Annotated in this window: 28 protein-coding genes and 1 other RNA gene; 18 read left to right on the top strand and 11 right to left on the bottom strand. The window is 74.5% G+C overall.

The window, feature by feature from the left end; all coding sequences use genetic code 11:
- From D0D28_RS19175 to D0D28_RS19155, 5 genes are all read left to right on the top strand, one after another.
- The coding region (locus tag D0D28_RS19175) for a hypothetical protein (protein ID WP_240323267.1) at positions 1–930 on the top strand (930 nt) is incomplete at its 5' end.
- The gene (locus D0D28_RS19170; RefSeq protein WP_094006806.1) at positions 927–1,556 is read left to right on the top strand and encodes a DUF4129 domain-containing protein; all 630 of its coding nucleotides are present in this window, start codon (positions 927–929) and stop codon (positions 1,554–1,556) included. The genes D0D28_RS19175 and D0D28_RS19170, both read left to right, overlap by 4 nt.
- Complete coding sequence (locus D0D28_RS19165; protein WP_116111505.1) at positions 1,553–2,671, top strand: DUF4350 domain-containing protein; 1,119 nt, start codon at positions 1,553–1,555, stop codon at positions 2,669–2,671. The genes D0D28_RS19170 and D0D28_RS19165 overlap by 4 nt, the downstream gene beginning before the upstream one ends.
- Positions 2,668–3,636: an AAA family ATPase gene (locus D0D28_RS19160; protein ID WP_116111504.1), complete on the top strand. Its 969-nt coding sequence runs from the start codon at positions 2,668–2,670 to the stop codon at positions 3,634–3,636. Before D0D28_RS19165 ends, D0D28_RS19160 begins: the two co-directional genes overlap by 4 nt.
- Position 3,637: 1 nt before the next feature.
- Entirely contained in the window at positions 3,638–4,933 is a 1,296-nt protein-coding gene (locus tag D0D28_RS19155; protein WP_116111503.1) for a DUF58 domain-containing protein, read from the top strand.
- 209 nt (positions 4,934–5,142) lie between these two features.
- On the opposite strand, the gene D0D28_RS19150 is transcribed toward D0D28_RS19155, so the two are convergent.
- Genes D0D28_RS19150 through D0D28_RS19140 form a run of 3 tightly spaced genes read right to left on the bottom strand, consistent with a single transcriptional unit; the run spans position 5,143 to position 6,681 of the window.
- Positions 5,143–5,436 (bottom strand): hypothetical protein, encoded by a 294-nt coding sequence (locus tag D0D28_RS19150; protein WP_233157372.1) that lies wholly within the window; start codon positions 5,434–5,436, stop codon positions 5,143–5,145.
- Complete coding sequence (locus tag D0D28_RS19145) at positions 5,417–5,629, bottom strand: ribbon-helix-helix protein, CopG family (protein WP_233157371.1); 213 nt, start codon at positions 5,627–5,629, stop codon at positions 5,417–5,419. Before D0D28_RS19145 ends, D0D28_RS19150 begins: the two co-directional genes overlap by 20 nt.
- Before the next feature lie 47 nt (positions 5,630–5,676).
- Positions 5,677–6,681, bottom strand: a complete 1,005-nt coding sequence (locus tag D0D28_RS19140; protein WP_094006800.1) for a stage II sporulation protein M — start codon at positions 6,679–6,681, stop codon at positions 5,677–5,679.
- Positions 6,682–6,703: 22 nt separating this feature from the next.
- Between D0D28_RS19140 and D0D28_RS19135 the strand changes: the two genes are divergently transcribed.
- The gene (locus D0D28_RS19135) at positions 6,704–7,618 is read left to right on the top strand and encodes an RDD family protein (RefSeq protein WP_233157370.1); all 915 of its coding nucleotides are present in this window, start codon (positions 6,704–6,706) and stop codon (positions 7,616–7,618) included.
- Positions 7,619–7,836: 218 nt separating this feature from the next.
- On the opposite strand, the gene D0D28_RS19130 is transcribed toward D0D28_RS19135, so the two are convergent.
- Entirely contained in the window at positions 7,837–8,547 is a 711-nt protein-coding gene (locus D0D28_RS19130; protein ID WP_205413302.1) for an SDR family oxidoreductase, read from the bottom strand.
- Positions 8,548–8,622: 75 nt separating this feature from the next.
- Between D0D28_RS19130 and D0D28_RS19125 the strand changes: the two genes are divergently transcribed.
- Genes D0D28_RS19125 through nudC form a run of 5 tightly spaced genes read left to right on the top strand, consistent with a single transcriptional unit; the run spans position 8,623 to position 14,153 of the window.
- Positions 8,623–9,192: a TetR/AcrR family transcriptional regulator gene (locus D0D28_RS19125; RefSeq protein WP_094006798.1), complete on the top strand. Its 570-nt coding sequence runs from the start codon at positions 8,623–8,625 to the stop codon at positions 9,190–9,192.
- Positions 9,193–9,201: 9 nt separating this feature from the next.
- On the top strand, positions 9,202–10,473 hold the full coding sequence (locus tag D0D28_RS19120) for a DUF2207 domain-containing protein (protein WP_116111501.1): 1,272 nt from the start codon (positions 9,202–9,204) through the stop codon (positions 10,471–10,473).
- A gap of 19 nt (positions 10,474–10,492) precedes the next feature.
- Entirely contained in the window at positions 10,493–11,770 is a 1,278-nt protein-coding gene (locus tag D0D28_RS19115) for a M16 family metallopeptidase (RefSeq protein ID WP_116111500.1), read from the top strand.
- Positions 11,767–13,149: a M16 family metallopeptidase gene (locus D0D28_RS19110; RefSeq protein ID WP_116111499.1), complete on the top strand. Its 1,383-nt coding sequence runs from the start codon at positions 11,767–11,769 to the stop codon at positions 13,147–13,149. The genes D0D28_RS19115 and D0D28_RS19110 overlap by 4 nt, the downstream gene beginning before the upstream one ends.
- Positions 13,146–14,153, top strand: a complete 1,008-nt coding sequence (nudC, locus tag D0D28_RS19105; protein ID WP_116111498.1) for an NAD(+) diphosphatase — start codon at positions 13,146–13,148, stop codon at positions 14,151–14,153. The genes D0D28_RS19110 and nudC overlap by 4 nt, the downstream gene beginning before the upstream one ends.
- Positions 14,154–14,156: 3 nt before the next feature.
- Here the strand turns inward: nudC and D0D28_RS19100 are convergent, their stop codons facing one another.
- From D0D28_RS19100 to D0D28_RS19090, 3 genes are read right to left on the bottom strand one after another with little or no spacing between them, the layout of a single operon-like run.
- On the bottom strand, positions 14,157–14,483 hold the full coding sequence (locus tag D0D28_RS19100) for a hypothetical protein (RefSeq protein ID WP_094006793.1): 327 nt from the start codon (positions 14,481–14,483) through the stop codon (positions 14,157–14,159).
- Positions 14,484–14,529: 46 nt separating this feature from the next.
- On the bottom strand, positions 14,530–15,903 hold the full coding sequence (locus D0D28_RS19095; protein ID WP_116111497.1) for a gluconate:H+ symporter: 1,374 nt from the start codon (positions 15,901–15,903) through the stop codon (positions 14,530–14,532).
- Positions 15,900–16,397 (bottom strand): gluconokinase, encoded by a 498-nt coding sequence (locus D0D28_RS19090; protein WP_116111496.1) that lies wholly within the window; start codon positions 16,395–16,397, stop codon positions 15,900–15,902. Before D0D28_RS19090 ends, D0D28_RS19095 begins: the two co-directional genes overlap by 4 nt.
- Before the next feature lie 133 nt (positions 16,398–16,530).
- Between D0D28_RS19090 and D0D28_RS19085 the strand changes: the two genes are divergently transcribed.
- Together D0D28_RS19085 and D0D28_RS19080 are read left to right on the top strand one after the other, a co-directional pair.
- Positions 16,531–17,199 carry a FadR/GntR family transcriptional regulator gene (locus tag D0D28_RS19085; RefSeq protein WP_094006855.1) on the top strand — a complete coding sequence of 223 codons (669 nt, stop codon included), beginning with the start codon at positions 16,531–16,533 and terminating at the stop codon, positions 17,197–17,199.
- 34 nt (positions 17,200–17,233) lie between these two features.
- Positions 17,234–18,181, top strand: coding sequence for a cobalamin biosynthesis protein CobD/CbiB (locus D0D28_RS19080; RefSeq protein ID WP_116111495.1), 948 nt, complete (start codon positions 17,234–17,236; stop codon positions 18,179–18,181).
- Here D0D28_RS19080 and D0D28_RS19075 read toward each other — a convergent pair.
- The 3 genes from D0D28_RS19075 to D0D28_RS19065 form a co-directional block, all read right to left on the bottom strand.
- Positions 18,117–18,998 (bottom strand): SURF1 family cytochrome oxidase biogenesis protein, encoded by an 882-nt coding sequence (locus tag D0D28_RS19075; protein WP_116111494.1) that lies wholly within the window; start codon positions 18,996–18,998, stop codon positions 18,117–18,119. The two genes, D0D28_RS19080 and D0D28_RS19075, sit on opposite strands and share 65 nt — an antisense overlap.
- A 370-nt stretch (positions 18,999–19,368) precedes the next feature.
- On the bottom strand, positions 19,369–20,229 hold the full coding sequence (locus D0D28_RS19070; RefSeq protein WP_205413300.1) for a fructosamine kinase family protein: 861 nt from the start codon (positions 20,227–20,229) through the stop codon (positions 19,369–19,371).
- A 67-nt stretch (positions 20,230–20,296) separates the two neighbouring features.
- Entirely contained in the window at positions 20,297–20,812 is a 516-nt protein-coding gene (locus D0D28_RS19065; RefSeq protein ID WP_162831118.1) for a low molecular weight protein-tyrosine-phosphatase, read from the bottom strand.
- Here D0D28_RS19065 and D0D28_RS19060 point away from each other — a divergent pair.
- The 3 genes from D0D28_RS19060 to D0D28_RS19050 are packed head-to-tail and all read left to right on the top strand — an operon-like array spanning position 20,811 to position 23,446.
- A complete protein-coding gene (locus D0D28_RS19060; RefSeq protein WP_094006781.1) occupies positions 20,811–21,617 on the top strand; it encodes a Nif3-like dinuclear metal center hexameric protein in 807 nt (268 codons plus the stop codon). The two genes, D0D28_RS19065 and D0D28_RS19060, sit on opposite strands and share 2 nt — an antisense overlap.
- A gap of 15 nt (positions 21,618–21,632) precedes the next feature.
- Positions 21,633–22,370 carry a zinc ribbon domain-containing protein gene (locus D0D28_RS19055; protein ID WP_094006780.1) on the top strand — a complete coding sequence of 246 codons (738 nt, stop codon included), beginning with the start codon at positions 21,633–21,635 and terminating at the stop codon, positions 22,368–22,370.
- A complete protein-coding gene (locus D0D28_RS19050; RefSeq protein ID WP_116111491.1) occupies positions 22,367–23,446 on the top strand; it encodes a bifunctional RNase H/acid phosphatase in 1,080 nt (359 codons plus the stop codon). The genes D0D28_RS19055 and D0D28_RS19050 overlap by 4 nt, the downstream gene beginning before the upstream one ends.
- Before the next feature lie 7 nt (positions 23,447–23,453).
- Here D0D28_RS19050 and D0D28_RS19045 read toward each other — a convergent pair whose 3' ends face one another.
- Positions 23,454–24,680 (bottom strand): SLC13 family permease, encoded by a 1,227-nt coding sequence (locus D0D28_RS19045; RefSeq protein ID WP_116111490.1) that lies wholly within the window; start codon positions 24,678–24,680, stop codon positions 23,454–23,456.
- Positions 24,681–24,768: 88 nt separating this feature from the next.
- On the opposite strand from D0D28_RS19045, the gene rnpB reads away from it, so the two are divergent.
- An RNA gene (gene rnpB, locus D0D28_RS19040) (RNase P RNA component class A) lies at positions 24,769–25,156 on the top strand.
- A 40-nt stretch (positions 25,157–25,196) separates the two neighbouring features.
- Positions 25,197–26,069 (top strand): SCO6745 family protein, encoded by an 873-nt coding sequence (locus D0D28_RS19035; protein ID WP_205413299.1) that lies wholly within the window; start codon positions 25,197–25,199, stop codon positions 26,067–26,069.
- Positions 26,070–26,377 lie beyond the last annotated feature (308 nt).

Below are 26,377 nucleotides of genomic sequence, written 5' to 3'. Positions count from 1 at the left end.
ATCCCGCCCAGGCCACCGCCGCCCGGCGCGCCCTACCAGCAGCAGGGCTGGGGGCCGCGGCCCGGCTACGGCAAGCCCGGCGTGATCCCGCTGCGCCCGCTGTCGGTCGGCGAGATCCTCGACGGCGCCATCACGACCATGCGCCGCCACCCGGCGCTCGTGTTCGGCTCGTCGGCCGTGGTCGCGGTGATCGGCGCGGTGCTGCAGCTGCTCGCCAGCCGCTACCTGCTGCCGGACTTCCAGACGCTGCAGAACCTCGGCCCCGCGGCCACCGACCAGCAGATCCAGGACGCCGCACTGGAGGCGCTGGGGGACACCGCCGCGGTCCTCGGCGTCTCGGTGATCATCACCGTGCTGACGCAGACCTTCCTGTCCGGCTTCCTGACCGTGGTCATCGGCAAGGCCGTGCTGGGCAGGCCGGTCACGTTCGCCGAGGCCATGGCCGAGGCCCGGCCGCGGTTCCTGCCGCTGCTCGGGGCCACGATCATCTACGTCATCGCGGTCGGCGTCGGCTCGCTGCTGTGCCTGGTCCCGGGCATCTGGCTCTACACCTTGCTCGGCCTCACCACGCCCGCGCTGGTGCTGGAGCGCGCGGGCGTGGGGCAGTCGCTGAAGCGCTCCGCGAGCCTCGTGTCCGGCTCGTGGTGGCGCTGCTTCGGCGTCCTGGTGCTGGCCGGGCTGATCGCCTCCGTGCTGGCGTACCTGATCGACATCCCGTTCAGCCTCGCCGCGGGCGGCACCGACGCGCTGACCGGTGAGGCCGTGCCGTCCGGCTGGGGCGCGCTGCTGATCATCGCCGTGGGACAGGTCATCTCGCAGACCATCGTCGCGCCGTTCGCCGCGAACGCCACCGCCCTGCTCTACATCGACCAGCGCATGCGCAAGGAGGGCATGGACCTCCAGCTGGCGCGGGCGGCGGGCACGGCTTGATCCGGCTCGCCGACGTCCCGGTCGTCGTCGACGCCGACGACGCGCGCCGCGCGGCCGAGGCCGAGCTGTCCGACCCCGCCTACGCGCTGGCGCAGCCGAGCTGGTTCGACCGTGCCATCGGCTGGCTCGCCGAACGCCTCGCCGACCTGTTCACCAGTGCGGCGAACGTGGTGCCGGGCGGCGGGTTCGGGGTGCTCGTGCTGATCGCGGTGCTGGTGCTGGTGATCGTGGTGGTGCGGCTGCGGGTCGGGCCGCTCGCCCGGTCCGCGCGCCGCCCGGGCGTGGTCTTCGCGGACCGCACGCGCACCGCCCAGGACTACCGGGACGCGGCCGAGCAGGCGTTCGCGGCCGGCGACCCCGGTGCCGCGGTGCGCGACCGTTTCCGCGCCGTGGTCCGGGCCCTGGAGGAACGCGGTGTGCTCGACGAACGCGCCGGGCGCACGGCGGACGAGGCCGCGCGCGAAGCCGGCGCACGCCTGCCCGCGGCCCGGGACGCCCTGCGCCAGGGCGCCGAGCTGTTCGACGCCGTGCACTACGGCGGCCGCCCGGCCACCGCCGACGACTACCACCGCCTGGCCGGCCTCGACGAGCTGGTCCGCCGCAGCCGTCCCGAGGTGCCGGCGTGACCAGTGTCGCTCCCGACGCCCGCCGGATCTGGCGGGCGGCCCGCGCTCCAGTGGTGATCGCGGTGATCGTGCTCGTGGGCGCGGTGGTCGTGCTGCTCGGCTCGGCCGGGCAGCAACGCGGGTCGCTCGACCCCGAGTCCGTCCAGCCCGGCGGATCCCGTGCGCTGGCGCGGCTGCTCGACCAGCAGGGCGTGCGGATCGTTCCCGCGCGGACCTACGCCGAGGCCGAAGCCGCGCTGCGAGGCGAAACGACGCTCCTCGTGACCGGTCCGGACCTGGTCGAACCGGGCCGCCTCGCGGCGCTGCGGTCCCGGGCGACGGACGCGGTGCTGGTCGGCCCCGGCGATCCGGTCCTGGACATCCTGGTGCCCGGGGTGGTCGTCAGCGGCGAGGTCGAGCCGTCGGCGCGCGAACCCGGGTGCACGGTCGCCGGCGCGGTCGCCGCGGGCAACGCCGTGCTGGGCGGCTTCACCTACGAGGCGCACGGCCGGGCCCGCGGCTGCTACGACGGCACGCTGCTGCAACTGCCCGGCGACCGCGGCACCACCACGATCCTGGGCGACGGCTCGCCGCTGACCAACGACCGCCTCGACGAGGCGGGCGACGCGGCGCTGACCATGCGCCTGCTCGGCCGCCACGCCACGCTGGTCTGGTACGTGCCCACGCCGGGCGACACCGGCGCCGGGCTCGGGGCGCGGTCGTTCACCGATCTGATCCCGCGCCCGTGGCTGTTCGGCGCGATCCAGCTCGGTGTCGCCGCGGTGTTGTTCGCGCTGTGGCGGGCGCGGCGGCTCGGGCCGGTCGTGACCGAACGGCTGCCGGTCGTCGTGCGCGCCGCCGAAACGACCGAGGGCCGCGCCCGGCTCTACCGCCGCGCGGGCGCGGCCGATCACGCCGCGGCTACGCTGCGGCAGGCGGCGATCGACCGGATGCGGCCGCTGCTCGGCCTCGGCGCGGGGGCGGAACCGGCGGCCGTGGTCGCGCCGGCCGCGGCCCGCACCGGACGGCCCGCCGCGGCCGTCGGGGAGCTTCTGTACGGTCCCGCGCCGGGGGACGACGCCGGTCTGGTCCGCCTCGCCGACGAGCTGGACCGCATCGAGAGGGAGATCAGTTGACCAGCACGGACACCACTTCGGACGCCCGGAACGCGTTGGTCGCGTTGCGCGCCGAGGTCGGGAAGGCGGTGGTCGGCAACGACGCCGCGGTCACCGGGCTCATCATCGCGCTGCTGTGCCGCGGCCACGTGCTCGTCGAGGGCGTGCCGGGGGTGGCGAAGACGCTGCTCGTGCGGGCACTGGCGACGGCGCTGGACCTGGGCACCACGCGCATCCAGTTCACGCCCGACCTGATGCCCGTCGACGTCACCGGCTCGATCGTCTACGACTCGCGCTCGGCCGAGTTCTCCTTCCGCGAGGGCCCGGTGTTCACGAACCTGCTGCTCGCCGACGAGATCAACCGCACCCCGCCGAAGACGCAGTCCGCGCTGCTGGAGGCGATGGAGGAGCGGCAGGTGTCGGTGGACGGGCGGCCGCGGCCGCTGCCGGACCCGTTCATCGTCATCGCCACCCAGAACCCGGTCGAGTACGAGGGCACCTACCCGCTGCCGGAGGCGCAGCTGGACCGGTTCCTGCTCAAGCTCACCGTGCCGCTGCCCGCGCGCGAGGACGAGATCGGCGTGCTGGCCCGGCACGCGCAGGGGTTCGACCCGCGTGACCTGTCCGCGGCCGGGGTGCGTCCCGTCGCGGGCGCGGACCAGCTCGCGGTGGCGCGGGCCGCGGTCGCCGGGGTGACGGTCGGACCGGAGGTGCTCGGCTACATCGTCGACCTGTGCCGCGCCACGCGGGCGATGCCGTCGGTGCGGCTCGGGGTGTCCCCGCGCGGCGCCACCGCGTTGCTCGCCGCGACGCGGGCGTGGGCCTGGCTGTCCGGGCGGGCGTTCGCGACCCCGGACGACGTGAAAGCGCTTGCGCGGCCCGCGCTGCGGCACCGGCTGAACCTGCGGCCGGAGGCCGAGCTGGAGGGCGCGACCGCGGACGGCGTGATCGAACGCGTGCTGGCCACCGTTCCCGTCCCGCGCTGACATGGCGATCACCGGCCGGGCCGGCCTGCTGGCGCTCGTGGGCATCGTCGTGGTGGCGCTCGGGGTGCCGTCGTGGACGGGTGTGCTCGCGGTGCTCGGCGTGATCGCGCTCGGTGTCGTCGTGGATCTGCTGCTCGCGGCTTCGGTGCGGGGGCTGGGGTTCGCGCGGTCCGGGGCGGGCGCGGTGCGGCTCGGCGAGACGGTCGAGGTGACGCTGTCGGTGACCAACCCGGGATCCCGTCCGCTGCGGGGGATGCTGCGGGACGCGTGGCCGCCGAGCGCCGGTGTCGAGCAGGACCGGTTCCGGATCGCGGTGCCGGCGGGGGAGCGGCGGTCGGTCGTGGTGCGGCTGACGCCCGTGCGGCGGGGCGACCGGTCGTCGGCGCGGGTGACCGTGCGCGCGCTGGGACCGCTCGGGCTGGCCGGGCGGCAGGGGTCGCACCGGGTGCCGGGCGGTGTCCGGGTGCTGCCGCCGTTCACCAGCCGCAAGCACCTGCCGTCGCGGCTGGCGCGGCTGCAGCAGCTCGACGGCAGGCAGGCGGCGCTGGTCCGGGGCGAGGGCACGGAGTTCGACTCGCTGCGGGAGTACGTCATCGGCGACGACGTGCGGTCGATCGACTGGCGGGCGTCGGCGCGGGCGGCGGACGTGATGGTGCGCACGTGGCGGCCGGAGCGGGACCGGCGGGTGCTGCTGGTGCTGGACACCGGGCGGACGTCGGCGGGCCGGGTCGGCGACGCGCCGCGCCTGGACGCGGCGATGGACGCGGCGTTGTTGCTGGCGGTGCTGGCGTCGCGGGCGGGGGACCGGGTCGACTTCCTGGCCTACGACCGGCAGGTGCGGGCGGACGTGCGCGGGCTCGCGGCCGCGGAGTTGTTGCCGGGACTGGTGAACGCGATGGCGCCGCTGGAGGCGAGCCTCGTGGAGACCGACGCGCGCGGCATGGTGGCGCAGGTGCTGCGCCGCGCCCGGCGGCGGTCGCTGGTGGTGCTGCTGACCGGGCTGGACGCGGCGCCGCTGGAGGAGGGTTTGCTGCCGGTGCTGCCGTCCGTGGTGGGGCGGCACCAGCTGCTGGTGGCCGGCGTGACGGACCCGGGGGTGGCCGCGATGGCCCGTGCCCGCGGCGACGCGGAGGCGGTCTACGAGGCGGCGGCCGACGAGCGGACCCTGGCGGAGCGGCGGCACGTGACTGGTCTGCTGGCGCAGCGCGGGGTCGAGGTGGTGGACGCGGTGCCGGACGAGCTGGCACCCGCGCTGGCCGACCGGTACCTGGCGCTGAAGGCCGCCGGCCGGTTGTGACGGCGGTTCGCGCGGAGACACCCGCACAACCGCAGAACTCACCGCCCGGAGCGCAGAACTCACCGCCCGGAGCGCAGAACTCGCCCGCGCGAACGTGGGACTCGCGCCCACCGCGAGTCCCACGTTCCGGCGCGTGAGTTCCACGTTCCGGCGCGTGAGTCCCACGTTCCGGCGCGCGAGTTCCACGTTCCGGCGCGTGAGTTCCGCGCTCAGTCGGTGGCGATCACCATGAACAGGCGGGTGCTGAGGCGCTGCATCAGCTCCTCCGGCACCTCGCCGACCTGGCGCGTCAGCGACTCCTTCGGCACATGGTCCAGCCACGTGTACCGCACCCAGCCGCCCGCGCCGGTGGCCACGCTCAGCGGCACGGCGTGCTCGATGACCTCCATCGTCACCACGTGCTCGTCGTCGATGTCGTTCAGCATGTTGCCCGAGAAGACCAGCACCCGCCGCGAGCCGCCGGACACCGTCCAGATCTGGCCCCTACGCGGCCGAAGAGCCACGGGCACGCCATTCGTCCGCGGCGGCGCGCACCTGCTCGGGGTGCTCGGCGTTCCACCGCGCCTGCTGCTCGCACAGCTGCCGGTACGCCTCGCGCTCGACGGCAGCCCGGACCCACTCGCCCACGGACTGCCCCGCCGCCTCGGCGAGGGCCGTCACCTGCGCGTACGTGTCATCGGAAAGCTCCAGCCGCATGCCTGCCACCATAAGACCCGGTACCGACGATCCCGGGCAGCGGCGTGTCACCCGGCCTCGGGCAACAGGTCGCCGCGCTCCCGCACGCCGGTGTCCCCGGTGACCCCGGCCCGCACGGCCCGCCGCCCGAGGACGAACACGTACACCAGGAACAGGACCTCGGCGGCCACCCCGATCGCGATCCGCCCCCACGTCGGCAGCCCGGAGGGCGTCACGAACGCCTCGATCACGCCCGACACGAACAACACGCACGCCAGCCCGAGCGCCATCCCCGCGGCCGCCCGGCCCTCCTGCGCGAGCGCCGCCGCGCGGGACCGCCGTCCCGGGTTGACGACCGTCCACCCCAGACGGAGGCCGGTGCCCGCGGCGACGAACACCGCGGTCAGCTCCAGCAGCCCGTGCGGGGTGATCAGGCCGAAGAAGACGTCCAGCCGCCCGGCCGCGGCCATGAACCCGGCCGACAGCCCGACGTTGAGCACGTTCTGCCACAGCGCGACCAGCACCGGGATCCCCAGCAGCACCCCGAAGAACAGGCACACCGCCGCGACCCAGGCGTTGTTCGTCCACACCTGCGCGGCGAACGAGGCGGCCGGGTTGCTGGAGTAGTACGTCTCGAACTGGCCGCCCGGCTCGGTGAGCGCGCGGATCTCCTCCGGCGCGGCGATGCTCGCCTGCACCTGCGGGTCGGACGCGATCCACGCGCCGATCAGCCCGCCCACCAGGATCGACACCAGCGCGGTCGGCAGCCACCAGCGGACCGTCGTGTAGACGGCGGCGGGGAAGCGCTGCGCGAAGAACAGCCCGACCTCGCGCCAGGCCGGCGTGTGCGAGCCGGTGACGGCCGAGCGGGCGCGCGTGACCAGCGACGACAGCCAGGACAGCAGGGCCGGGTCCGGCGCCGAGGACCGCACCACGGACAGGTGCGTCGCGGCACGCTGGTACAGGGTGACCAGTTCGTCGGCCTCCGGGCCGGTCAGCCTGCGGGCGGCCAGCAGCTGGTCCAGCCGGGCCCATTCGGCGCGGTGGGCCGCGACGAACAGGTCCACGTCCATGGGGGCAGATTACAGTGAGCGCGTGACAGGCGAACCCGATCTGGTGACCGGCGAGGCCGTGGTGCTGGAGCTGCCGATCGCGCAGCTCGCCAGCCGGGCCGCGGCGTTCGCGATCGACGTGGCGGTCCAGGCCGCCGCGCTCGTGCTCTTCATGCTGGCCCTGTCCGTGTCCGGCGTGACCGACGAGGCGCTGTTCGCCGCGCTGGCGCTGAGTTTCTTCGTGCTCGTGCGGGTCGGGTACTCGGTGCTGTTCGAGACGCTCAGCCGCGGCCGCACGCTCGGCAAGATGGCGCTGGGACTGCGCGTGGTGCGCGACGACGGTGGCCCGATCCGCTTCCGGCAGGCCCTGACGCGGGCACTGGCCGGCGCGATCGTCGACTTCGGACCGGTGCTGGCGTGGAGCGCGGTGGCGTTGTTCGTGTCGCTGTTCTCGCCGCGGTCCAAGCGGGTCGGCGACTACCTGGCGGGCACGGTGGTGATCCGGGAACGCGCGGCGCGGACGGTGGCGCCGAACATCGCGATGCCGCCCGCGCTGGCCGGCTGGGCGGCGCAGCTCGACCTGACGGGGCTGAGCGACGAGCTGGCGCTGATGGCGCGGCAGTACCTGGCGAGGTACGCCGAGCTGAGCGACCGGGCGCGGGAGCCGTTGGGCCACCAGCTGGCCCAGGACGTCGCGGTGCGCATCGGGACGCCGCCGCCGTGGGGCGTGCCGCCGTGGGCGTACCTGCAGGCGGTACTCGCGGAGCGGCGGCGCCGGGCCGGTGGGTACGCCGGAACGCCCGGCTGGACGCCGGTGACGCAGCAGCCGTTGGCGCCGCCTGCCACGCCGTCGGCGGCGGCGCCGGGCGAGCTGCCCGCCGCCACGCCGTCGGCCGCGCCGTTGCCGGCGGCGCCGGGCGAGCCGACGCCGCCGCGCGGGTTCGCGCCGCCGAGTTGAACTTCCGGCGGCGTTGGGCGTGGTGGGGGCCGCGCGTTGGTGGTGGGGCCGGGGAGTCGATGCCGCCGCGCGGGTTTGCGCCGCTGAGTTGATCTTTCGGCGGGGGGCTGGATCCCGGTGACGCAGCAGCCATTGGCGCTGCCTGCCACGCCGGCGGCCGCCGGGCCGGGGGAGCCGACGAGTTGATCTTCCGGCCGGACCCGCCCCCGCCGTCTGGATCAGGCCGCCGAGGCCAGTCGTCCGCCGCCGTCGACTCGGAGGACCACTCCGGTCGTGTAGGTGTTCTCCGTCAGGAACGCAATTGCCGAGGCGATGTCGTCCGGCGTGCTCACCCGGCGGGCCGGCAGCCCGGCCGCGATGGCCTCGAACGTCGCCGCCTTGGTACCGGCGTCCAGAAAGTCCCACCACGCCGTGTCGACCACCCCGGGCGACACCGCGTTGACCCGCACCGGCGCCAGCTCCACCGCCAGCACCGGCACCATCGCCTCGATCCCGGCGTTCACCGCCGCCAGCGCGGCCGTCCCCGGCATCGCCGCCCCGGCCGACGCCGCCGTCACGAACGTCAGCGAACCCCGCAGCACCGGCAGCGCCGCGCGCGCCGCGGCGGTGTGCGGCACCAGCTTCCCGTCCACGCCCTCGCGCAGGCCGTCCATCGTCAGCTCGGCGAACGCCGTCGTCCCGGGCGCCCCGGTGACGGTGACGACCAGGTGGTCCACCGGCCCGGTCGACCCGAAGAACGCCTGCAGCGCCGCGTGATCCCGCGCGTCCACGACCTCGCCCCGCGCGTCGCCCAGCTTCGCCAGCGCGGCGTCGAGCTTCCCGGCGTCGCGCCCGGTCACGATCACCTCCCGGCCGCTGTCGAGCATCCGGTGCGCGGTCGCCAGCCCGATGCCGGAGGTGCCACCCAGGATCACGACTCGTTCGGTCACGATCTCTCTCCTCAATTTCGAGACACTATGCGCCGAAAACATATCCGAGGCAAGGTGTCTTGTAAAGTGCCGCGCATGAGAGGACGCCCCCGCAGCGAAGAGGCCCGGCGCGCGATCCTGGACACCGCCCTGCGCATCTGCCACCGGGACGGCTACCAGCAGGTCACGATCAAGGCGATCGCCGACGAGGCAGGCGTCGGACGGCAGACCGTCTACCGCTGGTGGCCCGACCGCGCCCAGGTCCTCCTCGACGCCCTCATCGACCTGCGCACCCGCGAGCCCGGCCTCGACCGGAACACCGGCGACACGCTGCGCGACGTCGAGCGGGTGCTGGTGCGCACCTTCGAACTCACCCACGAGATCACCGGCCCGGCCCTGATCGGCCTGATGGCCGACGCCCAGACCGACGACGACCTGTCCGCCCGCCTGCAGGGCACCGTCATCGGCCCCCGGCGCGACGCCCTGCGCGAGATCCTCCGGCGCGGCGTGGAGTCGGGCGAACTCGCCGAGAACGTCCCGCTCCCGCTCGTCGTCGACTTCGCGTTCGGCACGATGTGGTACCGCCTGCTCAGCCGCCACGCCCCGGTGGACGACCGGCTCGCCGCCGACATCACCGCCGCGATCGCGCGCCTGCTCGCCCGCTAACCTGCGCGGGTGCGATGGCTGTGCGCCGCCCTCCTGCTGATGACACCGCCGCTGCCGGCCCTGCCGAACAGCGCCGAGGTCGAGATGCGGCTCCAGCCCGACGGCTCGCTGTCGGTCGTCGAGGCGATCGACACCTGCGCCCGCACCACCCGCACCATCCCGCTGCGCACGCCGGCCGGAGGCGACCGCGACCGGGTCTACACGCTGCGTGACCTGAGCATCGAGGGCTCCGGCTCGGCCGAGCGGCGCGACGAGGCCGTCACCCTCCGCCTGAACCCCGGCACCTCGATCATCCGGTACACAGTGGACGGTGCCGTCCGGGACGCGGGTGACCGGCTCGAGGTGACCTGGACCCTGGACGGCTGGGACACCGCCCGCACCCTCGTCCGCGCGAGCTTCGCCGCGCCGCGCATCGCGATCGGCGTCCGCTGCACCGGGTGCGCCGCCGCCCAGAACGACCAGACCGGCCTGACCCGCTTCTCCGGTCAGCGCCTGGAGCCGGGCCAGACGCTGGACATCGCGGTCGATCTCCCGCCGGGCACGGTCCCGGCCAACGCCCGCCTGCTGCCCGCGAAGACCCTGGCCGGCGCGTTCGTCCTCACCGCACCCGTCGCCTGGGCGTGGGTCGCCTTCGGGCTCCTGCTCCTCGCCGGGGCGGTGTCGCTCGCGCTCGCCCGCCGTGCCCGCGCGCCGCTGCCCGCCGGGTTCACCGCCGAGCCGTTCGCGACCCCGGACGGCGTCCTGCCCGGGCACATCGCCTTGCTCCGCAACGAGAACCCGGCGGACGTCACCGCCGTCGACCTCGCGGTCCGCGGCTACCTCGGGCCGGACGCCGCACCGGTCCACCCGCCCGACGACCGGCTCACCGCGTTCGAGCGCCGCGTCCTGGCCGGCGAGGATCCCGGGCCAGCCCTGACCGCCGACGCGATCCGCCGCGGCTGGCTCCGCCCGCCCGGCCGCGCACGCCGCGCCGGCATCCGGATCGCCTGCTACGGGCTGTTCCTGACGATCGTGCTCGCGCTGACCACCGGGTACGCGCAACTCGGCGTGATCCTCACCCTCGCCGGGCTCGCCCTGGCGCTCGGCGCGCGGTTCCTCCCCGCGCTCACCCGGCGCGGCCGCACGCTGGACCGCCGCCTGCGCGACCCGGCCGAACTGCTCGCCGGTGAGCGGTTCGTCCCCTACGCGCTCGCCCTCGGACGGCCGGTGCCGGACACCGCGTTCGCTCTCGGTGAATTCCTCGCCGCCCTGCAGGACCGTCGGCGGACCCCGGCCCCGTGATGGCCGTATGGTGGGGCCCATGGCCGAGACCTCCCGCTTCACCCTGCACAACGGCCTGCGCGTAGTGCTCGCGCCGGACCCGACCGCCCCGGTGGTCGGCGTCGCCGTGCACTACGACGTGGGCTTCCGCTCCGAGCCGGAAGGGCGCACCGGGTTCGCCCACCTGTTCGAGCACCTGATGTTCCAGGGCAGCGAAAGCCTGGAGAAGCTCGCGCACTTCAAGCTCGTGCAGTCCAGCGGCGGCACCTTCAACGGGTCGACCCACCCGGACTACACCGACTACTACGAGGTCCTGCCCTCGGCGGCGCTGGAGCGCGCGCTGTTCCTCGAGGCCGACCGCATGCGCGCGCCGAAGCTGACGCGGGAGAACCTCGCCAACCAGATCGACGTGGTCAAGGAGGAGATCCGCCTCAACGTGCTGAACCGGCCCTACGGCGGGTTCCCGTGGATCCTCCTGCCGCCGGTGCTGTACTCGACGTTCCCCAACGCGCACAACGGCTACGGCGACTTCACCGACCTGGAGCAGGCCAGCCTGGACGACTGCGCGGCTTTCTTCGACACCTACTACTCGCCGGCCAACGCGGTGCTCACCGTCGCCGGGCACGTCGAGCCGGACCGGGCCCGCGAGCTGATCGAGAAGCACTTCGGCGACGTGCCGCACCGCCCGGCGCCGCCGAAGCGCTCGTTCGCCGAGCCGCCGCCGTCCGGTGAGGTCCGCGGCCACCACACCGACCCGCACGCGCCGCTGCCCGCGCTCGCCGTCGGGTACCGGTTGCCGGACCCGGTCGGCGAGCTGGACGCCTACCTCGCCAACCTGGTGCTGGCCGGGGTGCTGACCGACGGCGACGGCTCCCGGCTGCAGCAGCGGCTGGTGCACCGCGAACCGCTGGTCACCGACATCGGCGCGGGCGCCGGCCTGTTCGGCCCGTTCGAGGCGCGCGACCCGGACACCTTCTCGATCACCGCCATCCACTCGCCGGACGTCTCCGCGGAGCGGGTGCTGACCGCGATCGACGAGGAGCTGGAGAAGCTGGCGGCCACGCCGCCGGACGCCCAGGAACTGGCCAAGGTGACCGCGCGCTGGAGCGCGAGCCTGCACGCCGAGCACGACCGGCTGATGTCCCGGACGCTGTCGCTCGGCGCGTTCGAACTGCTCTACGGGGACCCGACGCTGGTGTCCCGGCTGCCGGACCGCATGGCGGCCGTCACCAGCGAGGACGTGGCCGCTGCCGCCAAGGCGCTGCGGCCCGACTCGCGCGCGGTCCTGCTCGTCGAGCCCGAAGGGGGAGCGAAGTGACAACCGCCGGACACCGCAGCGCCGAGGAGATCGGCCGCACCGCCACCGGGCCGCGCCCGGTCCCGGAGCTGGGTGCGCAGAAGGCCGCCGCGGACCTGTCCCATGTGGACACCGTGCTGCCCAGCGGCCTGCGCCTGCTCGCGGTCCGCAAGCCGACCGTGCCGCTGGTGGAGCTGCGCCTGCGGATCCCGTTCGGCGGCACCGCGCCGCTGCACGCGGCCACCGCGGAGGTGCTCGCCGAGACGATGCTCACCGGCACCGCCCGGCGCGACCGCATCGAGATCGACACCGAGCTGGCGCTGATCGGCGGCGAGCTGGACACCGTGGTCGACCCGGAGCGGCTGACCATCTCCGGCAACGGCCTGGCCGCCGGCCTGCCGACGCTGCTGGACGTGCTCGCCGACGCGCTCACCGCGGCGTCCTATGTGGACGACGAGGTGGCGCGCGAGTCGGCGCGGCTGGTCGAGCGGCTGGCCGTGTCCCGCACGCAGCCGCGGGTGATCGCCCGCGAGGCGCTGCTCAGGCACGTCTACGGCGACCACCCGGCGACCCGGGAGGTCCCGCAGGCCGCCGATGTCGAGCAGGTCACGCCCGAGGCCGTCCGCGCGCTGCACACCGCCGCGGTGCTGCCGCGTGGTTCGGTGCTGGTGATCGTCGGCGACATCGACCCGGAGAAGATCGCCGGGGACGTCGAGCGCGTGCTGGGCGGCTGGTCGTCGGAGGCGTCCGCGGTGGCGATGCCCGGCCTGCCCGAGGTGACCGGCGGTGACCTGCTGCTGGTGCCGCGGGCCGGGGCGGTGCAGTCGCAGATCCGGCTCATCGCGGAGTCCCTGCCGCGCACCGACCCGCGCTACGCCGCGCTGCAGCTGGCGAACCTGACCTACGGTGGCTACTTCTCCTCGCGGCTGGTGGAGAACATCCGCGAGGACAAGGGTTACACCTACAGCGCGCACTCCGGGTTCGAGTTCACCGGCGCCACCGCGACGGTCGGGGTCGACGCGGACACCGCGAACGAGGTCACCGCGGCCGCGCTGCTGGAGACCCGCTACGAGCTGGGCAGGCTGACGGTCGTGCCGCCGACGGCCGAGGAGGTCGAGTCGGTGCGCCAGTACGCCGTCGGCTCGCTGCTCACCGCGACGTCCTCGCAGGCCGGGCTGGCCAGCCAGCTCGCCGCGCTGACCGCGGCCGGCCTGGGCACGGAGTGGCTGGCCGAGCACCCCGAGCGGGTCGCCGCGGTCACCGTCGACGAGGTCGCGCAGGCCGCGCTGGACTTCTTCGCCCCGACCCGGTTCACCGGCGTCGTGGTGGGTGACGCCGAGACGCTCGCGCCGCAGCTGACCGCGCTCGGGGGCGTCGTCGTGGGGGAGCCCGGGAAGTGACCGTCGCACCGTTCACCCTGGGCCGCCTGCCGACCCTGTCCCGGTCCACTGTGGACCGTCAGGAGATGTTGCGGACCAACCCCGAGCGCCTGCGCACCCGCTGGCCGGACGCGCAGGTGATGCTGCTGGACCAGCAGTTGCGGACGCCGGTGCGCGAGGGGGAGGCGGTGCTGGCGACTCGCAAGGCCCTGGCCTTCGGCGAGGAGCCGCCCGCCGACGCGGTGTTCCTGGGCGAGTGGCAGGGCGTCGACTACTGGGCGCTGCCGGGTGAGCCGGAGGGCGAACCGGAGATCGTCGGGATGCCGGGCAGCTGGGGCGTGCCCGAAGAGGTGCCGCGGGCCGGCGGCGAGCTGTGGGTGACGCTGCGGGCGTACGGCGACCAGCTGGACGACACGGCGGCGGGGCTGTTCACCACGGCGCAGGCGCTGCGGGTGTGGCACCGGCAGGCGCGGTTCTGCGTGCGCGACGGCAGCCCGACGCGGCTGGTGCAGTTCGGGTGGGCGTCGCAGTGCGAGGCGTGCGGCCGCGAGGAGTACCCGCGCACCGACCCGGCGGTGATCTGCCTGGTGCACGACGAGGAGGGCGTCAACGGCGAGCACGTGCTGCTGGCGCGGCAGCCGGTGTGGCCGCCCGGGCGGTACTCGGTGCTGGCCGGGTTCGTCGAGGCCGGTGAGTCGCTCGAAGGCTGTTGCGTGCGGGAGATCCGCGAGGAGGTCGGCGCCGAGGTCCACGACGTGCGCTACCTGGGCAGCCAGCCGTGGCCGTTCCCGCGCTCGATCATGCTCGGCTTCACCGCGAAGGCCGACCCGTCCCGCCCGCTGGTTCCCGCCGACGGCGAGATCGAGGCCGCGCTGTGGGTGCCGCGCGCCGAGGTGCGCGCGGCGTTCGAGGCGAAGGGCGAGCCGGTCCCGATCCTGGACGGGGCGAGCGAGCTGATCCTGCCGGGGAACTCGTCGATCGCGCGCGTGATGCTGGAGGCCTGGGCGTACGCGGACCGCGGCTGAGCCTCAGCCGCGCACCAGGCGTTCGGCGTGGCCGGCCTCGGCCGGTGACACGTCGCTCGCCCGGCTCGCGCGGACCTGCCACCGCTCGGACAGGGCCCGGTCGATCCGGTGCCGGACCTCGCGTTCGGCACCGGGCTCGGCGGCGAACAGCACCCGGACGTGCAGCTCGTCGCCGCGCCGGTCGGCCCGCACGTGGTGCGGGGCCAGCGGACAGGGCGGCTCGTGCTCCCAGTGGCCGCACAACGCCACGGTCACTGCTGCGCCGGGAGCCCGCTCGTCGGCCCCGGGGGCCATCCCGAGCACCGCGTCGTGCGCGAAGACCTGCCGCATGAGACCAGTATGGCCCGGCATCCCGGTCGCGGCTCCGGTTGCCATCTCAGGCGAGCAGCGCCCCCAGCGGCAGGATGATCACGATCGCCACCACGGAGATCACCGTCTCCATGATCGACCAGCTCCGGATCGTCTGGCCGACCGACAGCCCGAAGTACTCCTTGACCAGCCAGAACCCGGCGTCGTTGACGTGCGAGAAGAACAGCGAACCCGCGCCGATCGCGAGCACCAGCAGCGCGGCCTCGGTGGGCGACATGGTGGCCGCCAGCCCGGACACCAGCCCGGCCGCGGACACCGTCGCCACCGTCGCCGAGCCCGTCGCGAGCCGGATCAGCACCGCGGCCAGCCAGCCGAGCAGCAGTGCCGGGATGTTGGCCCCCTCGGCGATCTGCGTGACGACGTTGCCCACGCCCGCGTCGACCAGGATCTGCTTGAACCCGCCGCCCGCGGCGACGATCAGGATGATCCCGGCGATCGGGCCGAGCGAGTCGCCGACCGTCGACGCCAGCCGGTCGCGCGTGAACCCGGCGGCGCGGCCCAGCGTGACCATGCCCAGCAGCACGGCGGCGAGCAGCGCGATCAGCGGGTCGCCGACGAAGTCCAGCACGCGGCGCACCGGGTTGCCGCTGCCGACGAGGATGTCCGCGATCGCCTTGCCCAGCATCAGGACCACCGGCAGCAGGACCGTCACCAGCGTCGCCCCGAAGCTCGGCCGCAGGCGCACGTCCTCGCTGCCGCCGCTGGCCGGGATCAGGTGCTCCGGCGCCTTCGCCTCGGGCACCCACCGCGCGGCGAGCTTGCCGAACACCGGACCCGCGATGATCACGGTCGGGATGGCGACCAGCAGGCCGAGACCGAGCACGATGCCGACGCTCGCGTTCAGCGCACCGGCCGCGGCCAGCGGACCGGGGTGCGGCGGCACCAGGCCGTGCAGCACGGACAGCCCGGCGAGCGCGGGGATGCCGACCAGCATCAGCGGTTTGCCGCTGCGCTTGGCGACCAGCAGCACGACCGGGATCAGCATGACCAGGCCGATCTCGAAGAACATCGGCAGCCCGATCAGGGCGGCGACCAGGGCCATCGCCCACGGCAGCGCCTTCGACGAGGTGCGGGACAGGATCGTGTCGACGATCTGCTCCGCCCCGCCGGAGTCGGCCAGCAGCTTGCCGAGCATCGCGCCCAGCGCGATCAGCAGGCCGACCGACGCGACGGTCGAGCCGACCCCGCTGGAAAAGCTCTTGATCACTTTGTCGACCGGCAGCCCGCCCAGCAGGCCGACCACCAGCGATCCGAAGATCAGGGACAGGAAGGCGTGCATGCGGGCCTTGCTGATCAGCACCACGATCAGGGCGATGCCGACCAGCGTCGCGACGACCAGCCGGGTGTCGGTCCCGGTCCAGGCGGCGGCGAGAGTACTCACGGCTGCTCCTTCGCCAGCTCGGTGAGCGCGCGGTCCACGATCGCCGCGGGGGATTCGAGGATGTCGGCGACCATGCCGCGCTCATCGGTTTCGAGGGGTTCGAGGTCGGCGAGCTGGGAGTCCAGCAGCGACACCGGCATGAAGTGCCCGGTCCGCCCGCGCATCCGCTCCGCCAGGACGTCCCGCGGGCCGTCGAGGTGCAGGAACCACACGTTCCCGCCGGTCCGCAGCACGTCGCGGTAGCGCCGCTTGAGCGCGGACGACGACACCACGCCGCCGGTGCGCTGGTGCTCGGCGATCCACGCCGCGATGGCGTGCAACCAGGGCCACCGGTCGTCGTCGTTCAGGGGATGGCCGGACGACATCTTCTCGATGTTGGCCGGCGGGTGGAAGGCGTCGGCCTCGGCGTATTCGACGCTCAGTCGCTCGGCCAACGCCGAACCCACCGTCGTCTTGCCCGACCCGGCGACACCCATCACGACGATGACCGTCATTGGCTTCGCTCCTCCGACCTCGCTGTCACTCGATCAGTGCAACGCAAAAGTACTACTTATTCAACCCACAAGTACTACTTAATCGAATCAGTGGTCTAGCGTCACCGGCGTGGCCGAGGGAATGCACGAGCGCATGCTCGACGCGGTGGGGACCGCGATCGCCTGTGGGGAACTGCCGCCGGGATCGGTGCTGCGGCTGGAGGAGCTGCAGCAGAGCTACGGCGCCTCGCGGACGGTGGCGCGCGAGGTGGTGCGCGCGCTCGAAGCGATGCGGCTGACCACGAGCAAGCGCCGCGTCGGCGTCACCGTGCGGGACTGCGCCGACTGGAACCACTACGACCCCCGGTTGATCCGCTGGCAGCTGGACAGCGAGCAGCGGCCCATCGCCCTGCGCAACCTGATGGAGCTGCGGTGGGCGGTCGAACCGAGCGCCGCGCGCTTCGCCGCGATCCGCGCGACCCCCGAGGAGCGCGGACGGCTGCGTGCACTGGGTGCCCGGCTGGAGGTCACCGCACACGCCCGGGACCTGCACACGTTCCTCGGGCACGACATCGACTTCCACCACCTGGTGCTCGCGGCGTCGGGTAATCCGATGTTCACGCAGCTGTCCGAGGTGGTGGCGGAGGTGCTGACCGGCCGCACCGAGCACGGCCTGATGCCGCCGGAACCACAGCCCGAGGCCGTCGCGCTGCACCTGGAGGTCGCCCACGCGATCGATTCCGCCGACGCCGACCGGGCCGAACGCGCGATGCGGGACATCATGGTCCAGGCACGCGACGAGGTGGCTTCCCAGTTCCAGTAGTCTCACGCCGGGATTCGACTTCGGGGGGCCACGAGTGAGTGCCGCACGGGCGATCGGACTGCTGCTGGGGGCGGCGGCGGACGGGGTGATCGGCGAGCCGAAGCGCGGCCGGCCGGTCACCGTGTTCACCCGCGCCGTCCGGACCACCGACGCGAACCTGCCCCAGCACCGCCTCGCCGGCGTCGCCTTCGCCGGTGGCCTGGCCGGTTCGGCCGTGGTGGCCGGGCTGCTGGCCGAGCGGTCGGTGCGGCGCAGCCCGGTCCTGCAGGCCCTCGGCACGGCCGTCGCGACCTGGGCGGTCCTCGGCGGCGCCGGTCTCGCCGCCGACGGCACCGAGCTGGCCCGCGGCCTGGAAGAGGGCGAGCTGGACGCGGCCCGCGCGACGCTGTCCGAACTGGACAACCGGCAGACCGGCGGGCTGAACGTGGTGGGTCTGTCCCGGGCGTCGGTGGAGTCGGTCGCCCAGCACACCGCCGATGCCGTCGTCGGGCCGCTGTTCTGGGGCGCGGTCGCCGGGATGCCCGGCCTGCTCGCCGCGCGGACGGTGTCGGTGCTGCGGACCCTGGGTGATCCGACGCGGCCGGCCGGCTGGTTCGCGCGGCGCCTGGACGACCTGGTCAACCTGCTGCCGACGCGGTTCGCGGCCGCGTTGACGGTGTCGAGCGCGCCGGTGGTCGGCGGTTCGGCGGCCGGGGCGTGGCGTGCGTGGCGGCGGGACACCGCGGCCCACCCGAGCCCCAACGCGGGCCGCATGGAGGCGGCGTTCGCGGGCGCGTTGGAGATCCGCCTCGGCGGCCGCACGGTCTACCCGCACGGCGTCGAGGAGCTGCCGGTGCTGGGCGACGGGCGGAACCCGGACGCCGGGCACGTGACCCGTGCGGTCGAGTTGTCCCGGGTGGTGGGGTGGCTGGCCGGGGTCAGTTCCGCCGTGCTGGCTGCTCTGTTCGGTCTGCGTCGCCGGAGTCGTCAGCCCCAGCCCTAGCCCTAGCCTCGTCTTCGGCGAGGATTTCCGCGACCGACTTCCGCTTGCGCTTGTTCTTCTCGGCCATCTCGTTGAGCACGCCGCCGGGTTTCATCTCGCGGACGGTGAAGTACACCAGGCCGGCGATGGCCATGATCCCGAACGCGATCCACTGCAGGGCGTAGGAGAAGAAGGGGCCGGCGTCGGTCTGCGGCAGGGGGAGCGCGTTGAGCACGCCCGGCTGGTCGGAGTCGAGCTGGAAGTAGCCGCCGCGGATGTCCAGGCCGCTCGACCGCGCCACGACGCGCGAGTCGACGCTGTAGCTCTGGAGCTTGCCGTGGGTGGAGGCGTCGGCGAAGGCGTCGCGGGTCTTCGGGTCGTTCTCGTCCGCCCGGATCCGCGCGACGATCGTCACGGTGCCCGCCGGCGGGGCGGCGTAGGGCGGGACCTCGGTGCGGGAGTCCGGCTGGAGGTACCCGCGGTCGACGAGGACGACCTGGCCGTCGGTGGTGCGGAACGGGGTGAGCACCTCGAAGGCGGGCTGCCCCTGAACGGTCCGCAACCGGGCGACGACCTCGTGCTCGGGGAGGTAGGCGCCGGTGATCTCGACGCGGGTCCACTCGGTGTTCGCGTCCGGCGCGGTGCCGGGCGGGAGAACGTCGTTCAACGGGCGCGGGTCGGCGGTGAGAGAGGCCTCGATGGCCCGGTTCTGGGCTTCGCGCTCGTCGTTGCGGGAGAACTGCCACGGAGACAGCAGCGTGAAGCAGGCGAACGCGAACGCGAGCACACCCACCACGAGGGCGAGCCAGCTCGGCCGGAGGAGGAACTTCAGCCGCACAGGTACACGGTAGGCCGTGCCCGGTGGGGGTGGTGTGGGGAGGTCAGCGCAGGGTGTGGCAGGTGACACCGGCTCCGGCCGGTGGGGGCTTCGGGCTCTGCCCCGCATGGGGCGTGCTCCCGCCTGGCGACCCCGGCGAGCCCAGGCGCCCTGCGGGCGCTTCGCGCCGCGCGCCCTGCGGGCGCTTCGCGCCGCGCGCCCTGCGGGCGCTTCGCGCCGCGCGCCCTGCGGGCGCTTCGCGCCGCGCGCCCTGCGGGCGCTTCGCGCCGCGCGCCCTGCGGGCGCTTCGCGCCGCGCGCCCTGCGGGCGCTTCGCGCCGCGCGCCCTGCGGGCGCTTCGCGCCGCGCGCCCTGCGGGCGCTTCGCGCCGCTCAGCCCGCCAGCGTCTCCGCCACCCGGAGCGCCTGCCGCGCGTACCCGGCCCCGAACACAGCGGCGTGCATGAGCAGCGGGAACAGCTGGTGCAGCTCCACGCGCTCCCGCCAGCCGTCGGCCAGCGGGGCGTCCAGATCCTTCGCCTCCTCCTCGTACGCGCCGAGGATGTGCTCCAGCAGCGGCGTCCCGAACAGGCGCAGCATCGCCAGGTCCGTTTCGCGGTGGCCGCCGTGCGCGGCGGGGTCGATCAGCCACACCGCGCCCCGCGCCCAGTGCACGTTGCCGCTCCACGCGTCGCCGTGGAGGCGGGCCGGGTGTTCGGCCGGGCCGCCCAGCTCGGGCAGCCGCGCGCACACCCGCTCGAACACCGCCGCCTGCCCGGCGTCGTACAGGCCCTGGTCCACGCACATCCGCACGTACGGCAGCACGCGGTACGAACCGTAGAACGTCGCCCAGTCGGCGCACGGCTCGTTGCGCATCGGCGCCAGGCCCATCCACGCGTCGGCCGGTCCGCCGGGCGGTGGCGATCCGTACGCGGGCGCGCCCCGCAGGTGCAGGCGCGCCAGGCCGCGTCCGAACGCCTCCGCCGCGGCGGTCTCGGGATACGTCGGCGGGACGTACTCCATGACGATCCACTCGTCGTCGTGCGCGTGGACCTGCGGGACCGGCACGTCGCCGTGCTCCCCGAGCCAGCGCAGCCCGGCGGCCTCGGCGTCGGTCGCGCCCGGGCCGCTGCCCTGCTTGGCGACCAGCACGCCGCGCCCCTCGGTCGTCACCAGGCACACCGCGCCGCCGCTGCGGCGCACCCCGGTGACCGGGACTCCCAGCAGCCGTTCGACGGCTTCGCGAACGCTCATGTCCAGCACCTTTTCGTCTGCCCGCCGCCACGGTATCCGCGCGCGGCGGCAACCGCATGGCCGCAGCTCAGAGCCGCGCCTTCGCCCAGTCCAGCAGCGCGGGGACGGTCCGTTCGACCATCGCGAGGACCTCGGGGAAGCCGTCGTCGCCGCCGTAGTACGGGTCGGGGACCTCGGCACCGTCGGGCGCCTCGGGGTCGAAGGACCGCAGCAGCCGCACCCGTGCGGGGTCGTCCACCATGCGCCGCAGCTCCCGCAGGTGGCCCCGGTCGGCGGCGAGGACCAGCGCGGCGGCCAGGTGATCGCTGTCGACCTGCGCGGCCACGTGCTTGCCGCGGTAGCCGGCCTCGCGCAGCGTGTCGCGGGCGCGCGGGTCGGCCGGTTCGCCGACGTGCCAGGGTCCGGTGCCGGCGCTGGTGACGCGGACCCGGTCGGCGAGCCCGGCTCGCTCCAGGTGCGCGCGGAAGACGATGGCCGCCATCGGGGAGCGGCAGATGTTGCCGGAACAGACGAAGCAGATGTGCAGGCTCGGCTCGGTCACACCCCGCAGTCTGCCCCACGGCACGTGCGAAGATCGCCCCATGCCCGCGCTCGCCGAAGTGATCGCCGCCCTGGAGGACGCCTATCCGCCCGCGCTGGCGGAGAGCTGGGACGCGGTCGGCCTGGTCTGCGGCGACCCCGCTGAGCCGGTCACCGACGTCCTGATCTGCGTCGACCCGGTCGCCGCGACCATCGACGAGGCGATCGAGACCGGTGTGCAGCTGGTCGTCGCGCACCACCCGCTGCTGCTGCGCGGCGTGCACGGCGTGCCGGCCGACACCCCGAAGGGCGCGCTGGTGCACCGGCTCATCCGCGCCGGCGTCGCCCTGTACTGCGCGCACACGAACGCCGACTCGGCGAATCCGGGCGTGTCCGACGCGCTCGCCGAAGCGATCGGCCTGCGCGTGCTCCGCCCGCTCGACCCGCACCCGGACGGCGGCACCGGCCTGGGCCGCATCGGCGAGCTGCCCGAGCCCGAACCGTTCGCCGCGTTCGTGCGCCGGGTCGCCGACGCCCTGCCGCGCACCGAGCCGGGCGTGCTCGGGGCAGGCGACCCGGATCGTCTGATTAGGACGGTCGCGGTGTCCGGCGGGGCCGGCGACGGCTTCCTGGGCGCCGCGACCGCGGCCGGGGTGGACGCCTACGTCACCGCCGACCTGCGCCACCACCCCGCCGGCGAGCACCTGGAGACCGGCGCGGACGCGCCCGCCCTGGTCGGCCTGACCCACTGGGCCAGCGAGTGGCCGTGGTGCGGGCAAGCCTCGGCGGTCCTGCGTGCCGCCTTTGCGGGTAACGTCAACGTGCACGTGTCCGCGCGCCGGACCGATCCGTGGACCATCCGCGCGTAATCCGAGGGAGTACCAGTGAAGGCAGAGCCAGCCGTCCAGCGTCAGCTGCTCGAGCTCGCGAAAGTGGATGCCGAGCTGTCCCGGGTCGAGCACCGCCGCCGCACCATGCCCGAGCTCGCCGAGATCGAGGGCATCCAGAAGACCCTGCGCGAGCTGCGCGACACCGCGATCCGGCACGAGACCGCGGCCTCCGACCTGGACCGCGAGATCGCCCGCCAGGAGAAGGAGATCGAGTCCGTCCGCGCCCGCGAGGACCGCGACCGCAAGCTGATCGACGGCGGCACGCTGCCGTCCAAGCAGGTCGCGGACCTGCAGCACGAGCTGGAGACCCTGGCCCGGCGGCAGAGCGCGCTGGAGGACGACCTGCTGGAGCTGATGGAGCGCCGCGAGGCGCTGGGCCTGGACGTGCAGCGCACCGGCGCCGAGGTGGACAAGACCGAGCAGGCGCTGGCCGACGTGGAGAGCCGCCGCGACGAGACGCTCAAGGACCTGGACACCACGAAGACGCGCCGCGAGGAGGACCGCGCCAAGCTGGTGCCGCGGTTCCCGGAGGGCCTGCTCAAGCTGTACGAGCGGGTCCGCGCGCACAAGGGCATCGGCGCCGCGCTGGTGCGGGCGCGCAAGTGCCTGGCCTGCAACATGGAGTTCGACCGCAACACGGTGTCCGAGCTCAAGGCGGCCGCGGAGGACGAGGTCGTGCAGTGCGAGAACTGCGGCGCGATCCTGGTGCGCACCGTGGAGTCGGGCCTGTGAGAGCGGTCGTCGAGGCCGACGGTGGCTCGCGGGGCAACCCCGGGCCGGCCGGCTACGGCGCCGTCGTCCGCGATGCCGCGACCGGTGAGATCCTGGCCGAGCGCCAGGAGGGGCTGGGCGTGGCGACGAACAACGTCGCCGAGTACTCGGGCCTGATCGCCGGGCTGCGCGCGGCCGCCGAGGCGGGGGCCACCGAGGTCGACGTGCGGATGGACTCCAAGCTGGTGGTCGAGCAGATGTCCGGCCGCTGGAAGATCAAGCACGAGGCCCTGAAGCCGCTCGCCGAGCGGGCGCGCGAGCTGGCCGCCGGGTTCGCGCGGGTGAGCTACCAGTGGATCCCGCGCGCGGAGAACGCGCACGCCGACCGGCTCGCCAACGAGGCGATGGACACCCAGGCCGGCAAGGACCCGGCGCCGGAGCGCACGACGCCGCAGAAGTGGACCGGCGCGCAGGGCACGCCGGTCCGGATGATGCTGCTGCGGCACGGTCAGACCGCGATGTCGGTGGACCGCCGGTATTCCGGCCGCGGTGACGTGCCGCTGACCGAGCACGGCGGGCAGCAGGCCGCGGCGGCCGCGAAGCGCCTGGCCGCGGTGTCCGAGCTGGGCACGGACACCGCGATCGTGGCCTCCCCGCTGACCCGGACGAAGCAGACCGCGCAGGCGGTGGCGGACGCGCTCGGCGCCCGCGTGGAGACCCACCCCGGCCTGCTGGAGACCGATTTCGGCGAGTGGGAGGGGCTCACGTTCGCCGAGGCCGCCCAGCGCGATCCGGAGCTGCACGGCCGCTGGCTGCGCGACCCGTTGGTGCCCGCGCCGGGCGGGGAGAGCTTCGACGCGGTGCACCAGCGGGTCCGCCGGACCCGCGACGAGCTGGTCGAGACCCACGCCGGGAAGACGATCGTCGTGGTCAGCCACGTCACCCCGATCAAGTCCCTGCTGCGGCTGGGTCTGGACGCGGGCCCGTCGCTGCTGTTCCGGCTGCACCTGGACCTGGCGTCGCTGTCGATCGTCGAGTTCTACCCGGACGGCAACGCCTCGGTGCGGCTGGTGAACGACATCTCGCACCTGGCCTGAGCACGCGTCACGGGAGCACCAGCCACAGCGCGACGGTCGCCGCGGCGAGGCTCGCCGGGACCGTCGCCAGGCCGAGCCGGGTGAACTCGCCCAGGCCGGGCGCGTCCCGGCCGAGCACGCGCCGCCACAGCAGCGTCGCCAGCGAGCCGACGTAGGTGGCGTTCGGGCCGATGTTCACGCCCAGCAGCACGGCGAGCAGCACTCCGGGAGCCGGGTGCGGGCCGAGCGCCGCCAGCAGGATCAGCGTCGCCGGGAGGTTGTTCACCAGGTTGGCCAGCGCGGCCGCCACGAACGCCGTGAGCAGCAGCGCGGGCAGGCCGGTCGTCGCCGGCAGCACCGCCCGCAGCGGGCCGCCGAGCAGGTGGTCCGACACCGCCTGGACGACGATCGCGAGACCCAGCACGAACAGGCTGAGCAGCGGGTTCGCCGCGACGACCAGCCGCACCGGGCTCGTCGTCCGCAGCGTCAGCGCCCGGACGGCGAGGACGGCGGCGGCGATCGCGGCCACCCACCCCGGCGCGAGCCCGATCAGCGGACCGGCCCCGAACCCGGCGAGCGTCAGCCCGAGGACGACCAGCGCGAAGACCGGCGCCTCCCGGCCGGCGTCCGCGGGCGGCGCGAACCCGGTCAGGTCGCGCCGGAAGAACCACCGGAAGACCGCCAGCTCGACCGCGATGGTGACCAGCCACGGCACCGCCATCAGCGCGGCGAACCCGGTGAAGGTCAGCCCGGACGCGGCGAAGGCCAGCAGGTTCGTCAGGTTCGAGACGGGCAGCAGCGTCGACGCCGAGTTGGCCAGGTGGGCACACGCGTACACGTGCGGCTTCGGCGGCAGGCCGAGGGTTCTCGTGGTGGCCAGGACGACTGGTGTCAGCAGGACGACCGTCGCGTCGAGGCTCAGCACCGCGGTCGTGCCCGCGGCGGCCGCGAAGGTCAGCGCGAGCAGCCACCGCGTCCTGCCGCGGCAGGCGGTGGCCAGCCGCGCGCCGAGCCACCGGAAGACGCCCTCGCGGTCGGCCAGGTCGGCGAGGACGAGGATCGCCGCGAGGAATCCGAGCGTCGGGGCCATCGCGGTGACCTGTTCCCACGCCTCGCCCGGCGGCACCAGCCCGGCGGCGAGCACGACGAGCGCCGCGGCCACCGCGACCAGCGCCTCCGGCAGACCCCGCGGACGCGCCATGGCGAACCCGAGAACGGCGGCGAGCGCCCCGAGGCTCCCGACCGCCGCGACCATGCCCGCACGCTAGCCCGCCGGCCGATGTTCTCCGGCGGGAGGGCAACCGCCGTCCGCGGCGCGGGAACGGTTACCCTGAGTGGGCGGACGAGTTGGCCGGGCGGTCGCGAGGGGTCACTCCCTCGAGGAAAGTCCGGACTCCGCAGGGCAGGGTGGTTGCTAACCGCAACCCGGGGCGACCCGCGGGACAGTGCCACAGAAAACAGACCGCTCCGGCCGTCACCGGCCGGGGCAAGGGTGAAACGGTGGTGTAAGAGACCACCAGCACCCCGGGTGACCGGGGTGGCTCGGTAAACCCCACCCGGAGCAAGGCCAAGAGGGCGCCGCGAGGCGCCTGCGCAGGCGATCGAGGGCGGCCCGTCCGATGCCTGCGGGTAGGCCGCTCGAGCCTGCCGGCGACGGCAGGCCTAGATGGATGGCCGCCACCGCGGCTTCGCGCCGCGGGACAGGATCCGGCTTACAGGCCAACTCGTCCGCCCCTTTCCCGCCGGCCCGCCGGTGGCCTAGGGTCGGGCGGTGGATCACGCAGAAGCCCGCGGCGTCGCGTTCCGGTGTCACCGGGTGCTCGAACCGCTGCACTCGTTCGTCTACTTCGCGCCCGAGGCGGAGCAAGCGCTCACCGAGGCCGGGTTGCGGCCGGGCCGGATGGGCTACTTCGCCAGCCGCGCCGCGCCGATGGGCACGGTGAGCGCGGGTGTGGTCGCGGCCACCTTCTACAACTTCAACCCGGAGCTGGTCGCCCGGCACATCCCGCGGGCGTGGACGCTGGCCACGCCGGAGCGGATCCTGCCGGCCCGGATGGCGGCGGCGGACGCCGGGCTGTGCCGCGTGCTGGGGGAGGAGCTGATCACCTCGCCGCGGCTGGCCGAGGCGGCGGAGCTGGCCCGCTCGGCGGCGTCGGCCTGCACGGCGGAGGGGCGCCCGTTGTACGCGGGGCACGCGGAGCTGGAGTGGCCGTCCGAGCCGCACCTGGTCCTCTGGCACGCGGCGACGCTGTTGCGTGAGTACCGGGGCGACGGGCACATCGCGGCGCTGGTCGGTCACGGGCTGGGCGGGCTGGCCGCGCTGATCACCTACACGGCGACGGGGAAGGGCTTCCTGGAGCCGGTCGCCAAGACGAGCCGCGGCTGGTCGGACGAGCAGTGGGACGCCGGCGTCGAGGACCTGCGCGCCCAGGGCCTGCTCGACGAGGACGGCCGGCTCACCCCGGAGGGCACTGCGCTGCGCGAGAGCCTCGAGGAGCAGACGAACGCCTCCGCGGTGGCCCCGTGGCGCCACCTGGGCGCCGAGAAGGCCGCGCGACTGCACGAGCTGGGCCGGGAACTGGCCCGCCACGCGGTCGCACACGGCGCCTTCCCGGACGGCATCTTCGCGGCGACGCGGGCCTGAGCTTCGCGCCTGTGGGCACGGAGGTCGCGCCAGCGATGGCACGTGCGACGCCCCGCGGTCGCGCGGAAGCGCGCGCCGCCCGGCTATCGAACGCCCGGCCCCTACCGTGCGGAGCCCGAGTTCTCACGGCGCCGGGCCCGCCGAACGCCCTCAGCCCCAGCCGCGCGGAGCCGGACTTCTCACGTTCGGTGAGGAGGAAAGCGTTCGCCCTTGCCCTGTGTCACCGCCGCTCGCCGCGGAAAGCGCTCGCCGCCTCCGCGCGACCCGGTGGGCCCGCACTGTTCACCTCGCCGCGGTACACCGCGGCA

This window comes from Amycolatopsis ruanii, assembly GCF_003385175.1.
Lineage (GTDB): Bacteria > Actinomycetota > Actinomycetes > Mycobacteriales > Pseudonocardiaceae > Amycolatopsis_E > Amycolatopsis_E thermalba.
This window is presented reverse-complemented; position numbering and strand designations above follow the sequence as displayed.

Coding starts and splice junctions, on each gene's coding strand:
- D0D28_RS19155 (WP_116111503.1), top strand. CDS start 3,638: ATGGCGATCACCGGCCGGGCCGGCCTGCTGGCGCTCGTGGGCATCGTC.
- D0D28_RS19145 (WP_233157371.1), bottom strand. CDS start 5,629: ATGCGGCTGGAGCTTTCCGATGACACGTACGCGCAGGTGACGGCCCTC.
- D0D28_RS19140 (WP_094006800.1), bottom strand. CDS start 6,681: ATGGACGTGGACCTGTTCGTCGCGGCCCACCGCGCCGAATGGGCCCGG.
- D0D28_RS19125 (WP_094006798.1), top strand. CDS start 8,623: ATGAGAGGACGCCCCCGCAGCGAAGAGGCCCGGCGCGCGATCCTGGAC.
- D0D28_RS19115 (WP_116111500.1), top strand. CDS start 10,493: ATGGCCGAGACCTCCCGCTTCACCCTGCACAACGGCCTGCGCGTAGTG.
- D0D28_RS19100 (WP_094006793.1), bottom strand. CDS start 14,483: ATGCGGCAGGTCTTCGCGCACGACGCGGTGCTCGGGATGGCCCCCGGG.
- D0D28_RS19090 (WP_116111496.1), bottom strand. CDS start 16,397: ATGACGGTCATCGTCGTGATGGGTGTCGCCGGGTCGGGCAAGACGACG.
- D0D28_RS19085 (WP_094006855.1), top strand. CDS start 16,531: ATGCTCGACGCGGTGGGGACCGCGATCGCCTGTGGGGAACTGCCGCCG.
- D0D28_RS19070 (WP_205413300.1), bottom strand. CDS start 20,229: ATGAGCGTTCGCGAAGCCGTCGAACGGCTGCTGGGAGTCCCGGTCACC.
- D0D28_RS19060 (WP_094006781.1), top strand. CDS start 20,811: ATGCCCGCGCTCGCCGAAGTGATCGCCGCCCTGGAGGACGCCTATCCG.
- D0D28_RS19065 (WP_162831118.1), bottom strand. CDS start 20,812: ATGGGGCGATCTTCGCACGTGCCGTGGGGCAGACTGCGGGGTGTGACC.
- D0D28_RS19045 (WP_116111490.1), bottom strand. CDS start 24,680: ATGGTCGCGGCGGTCGGGAGCCTCGGGGCGCTCGCCGCCGTTCTCGGG.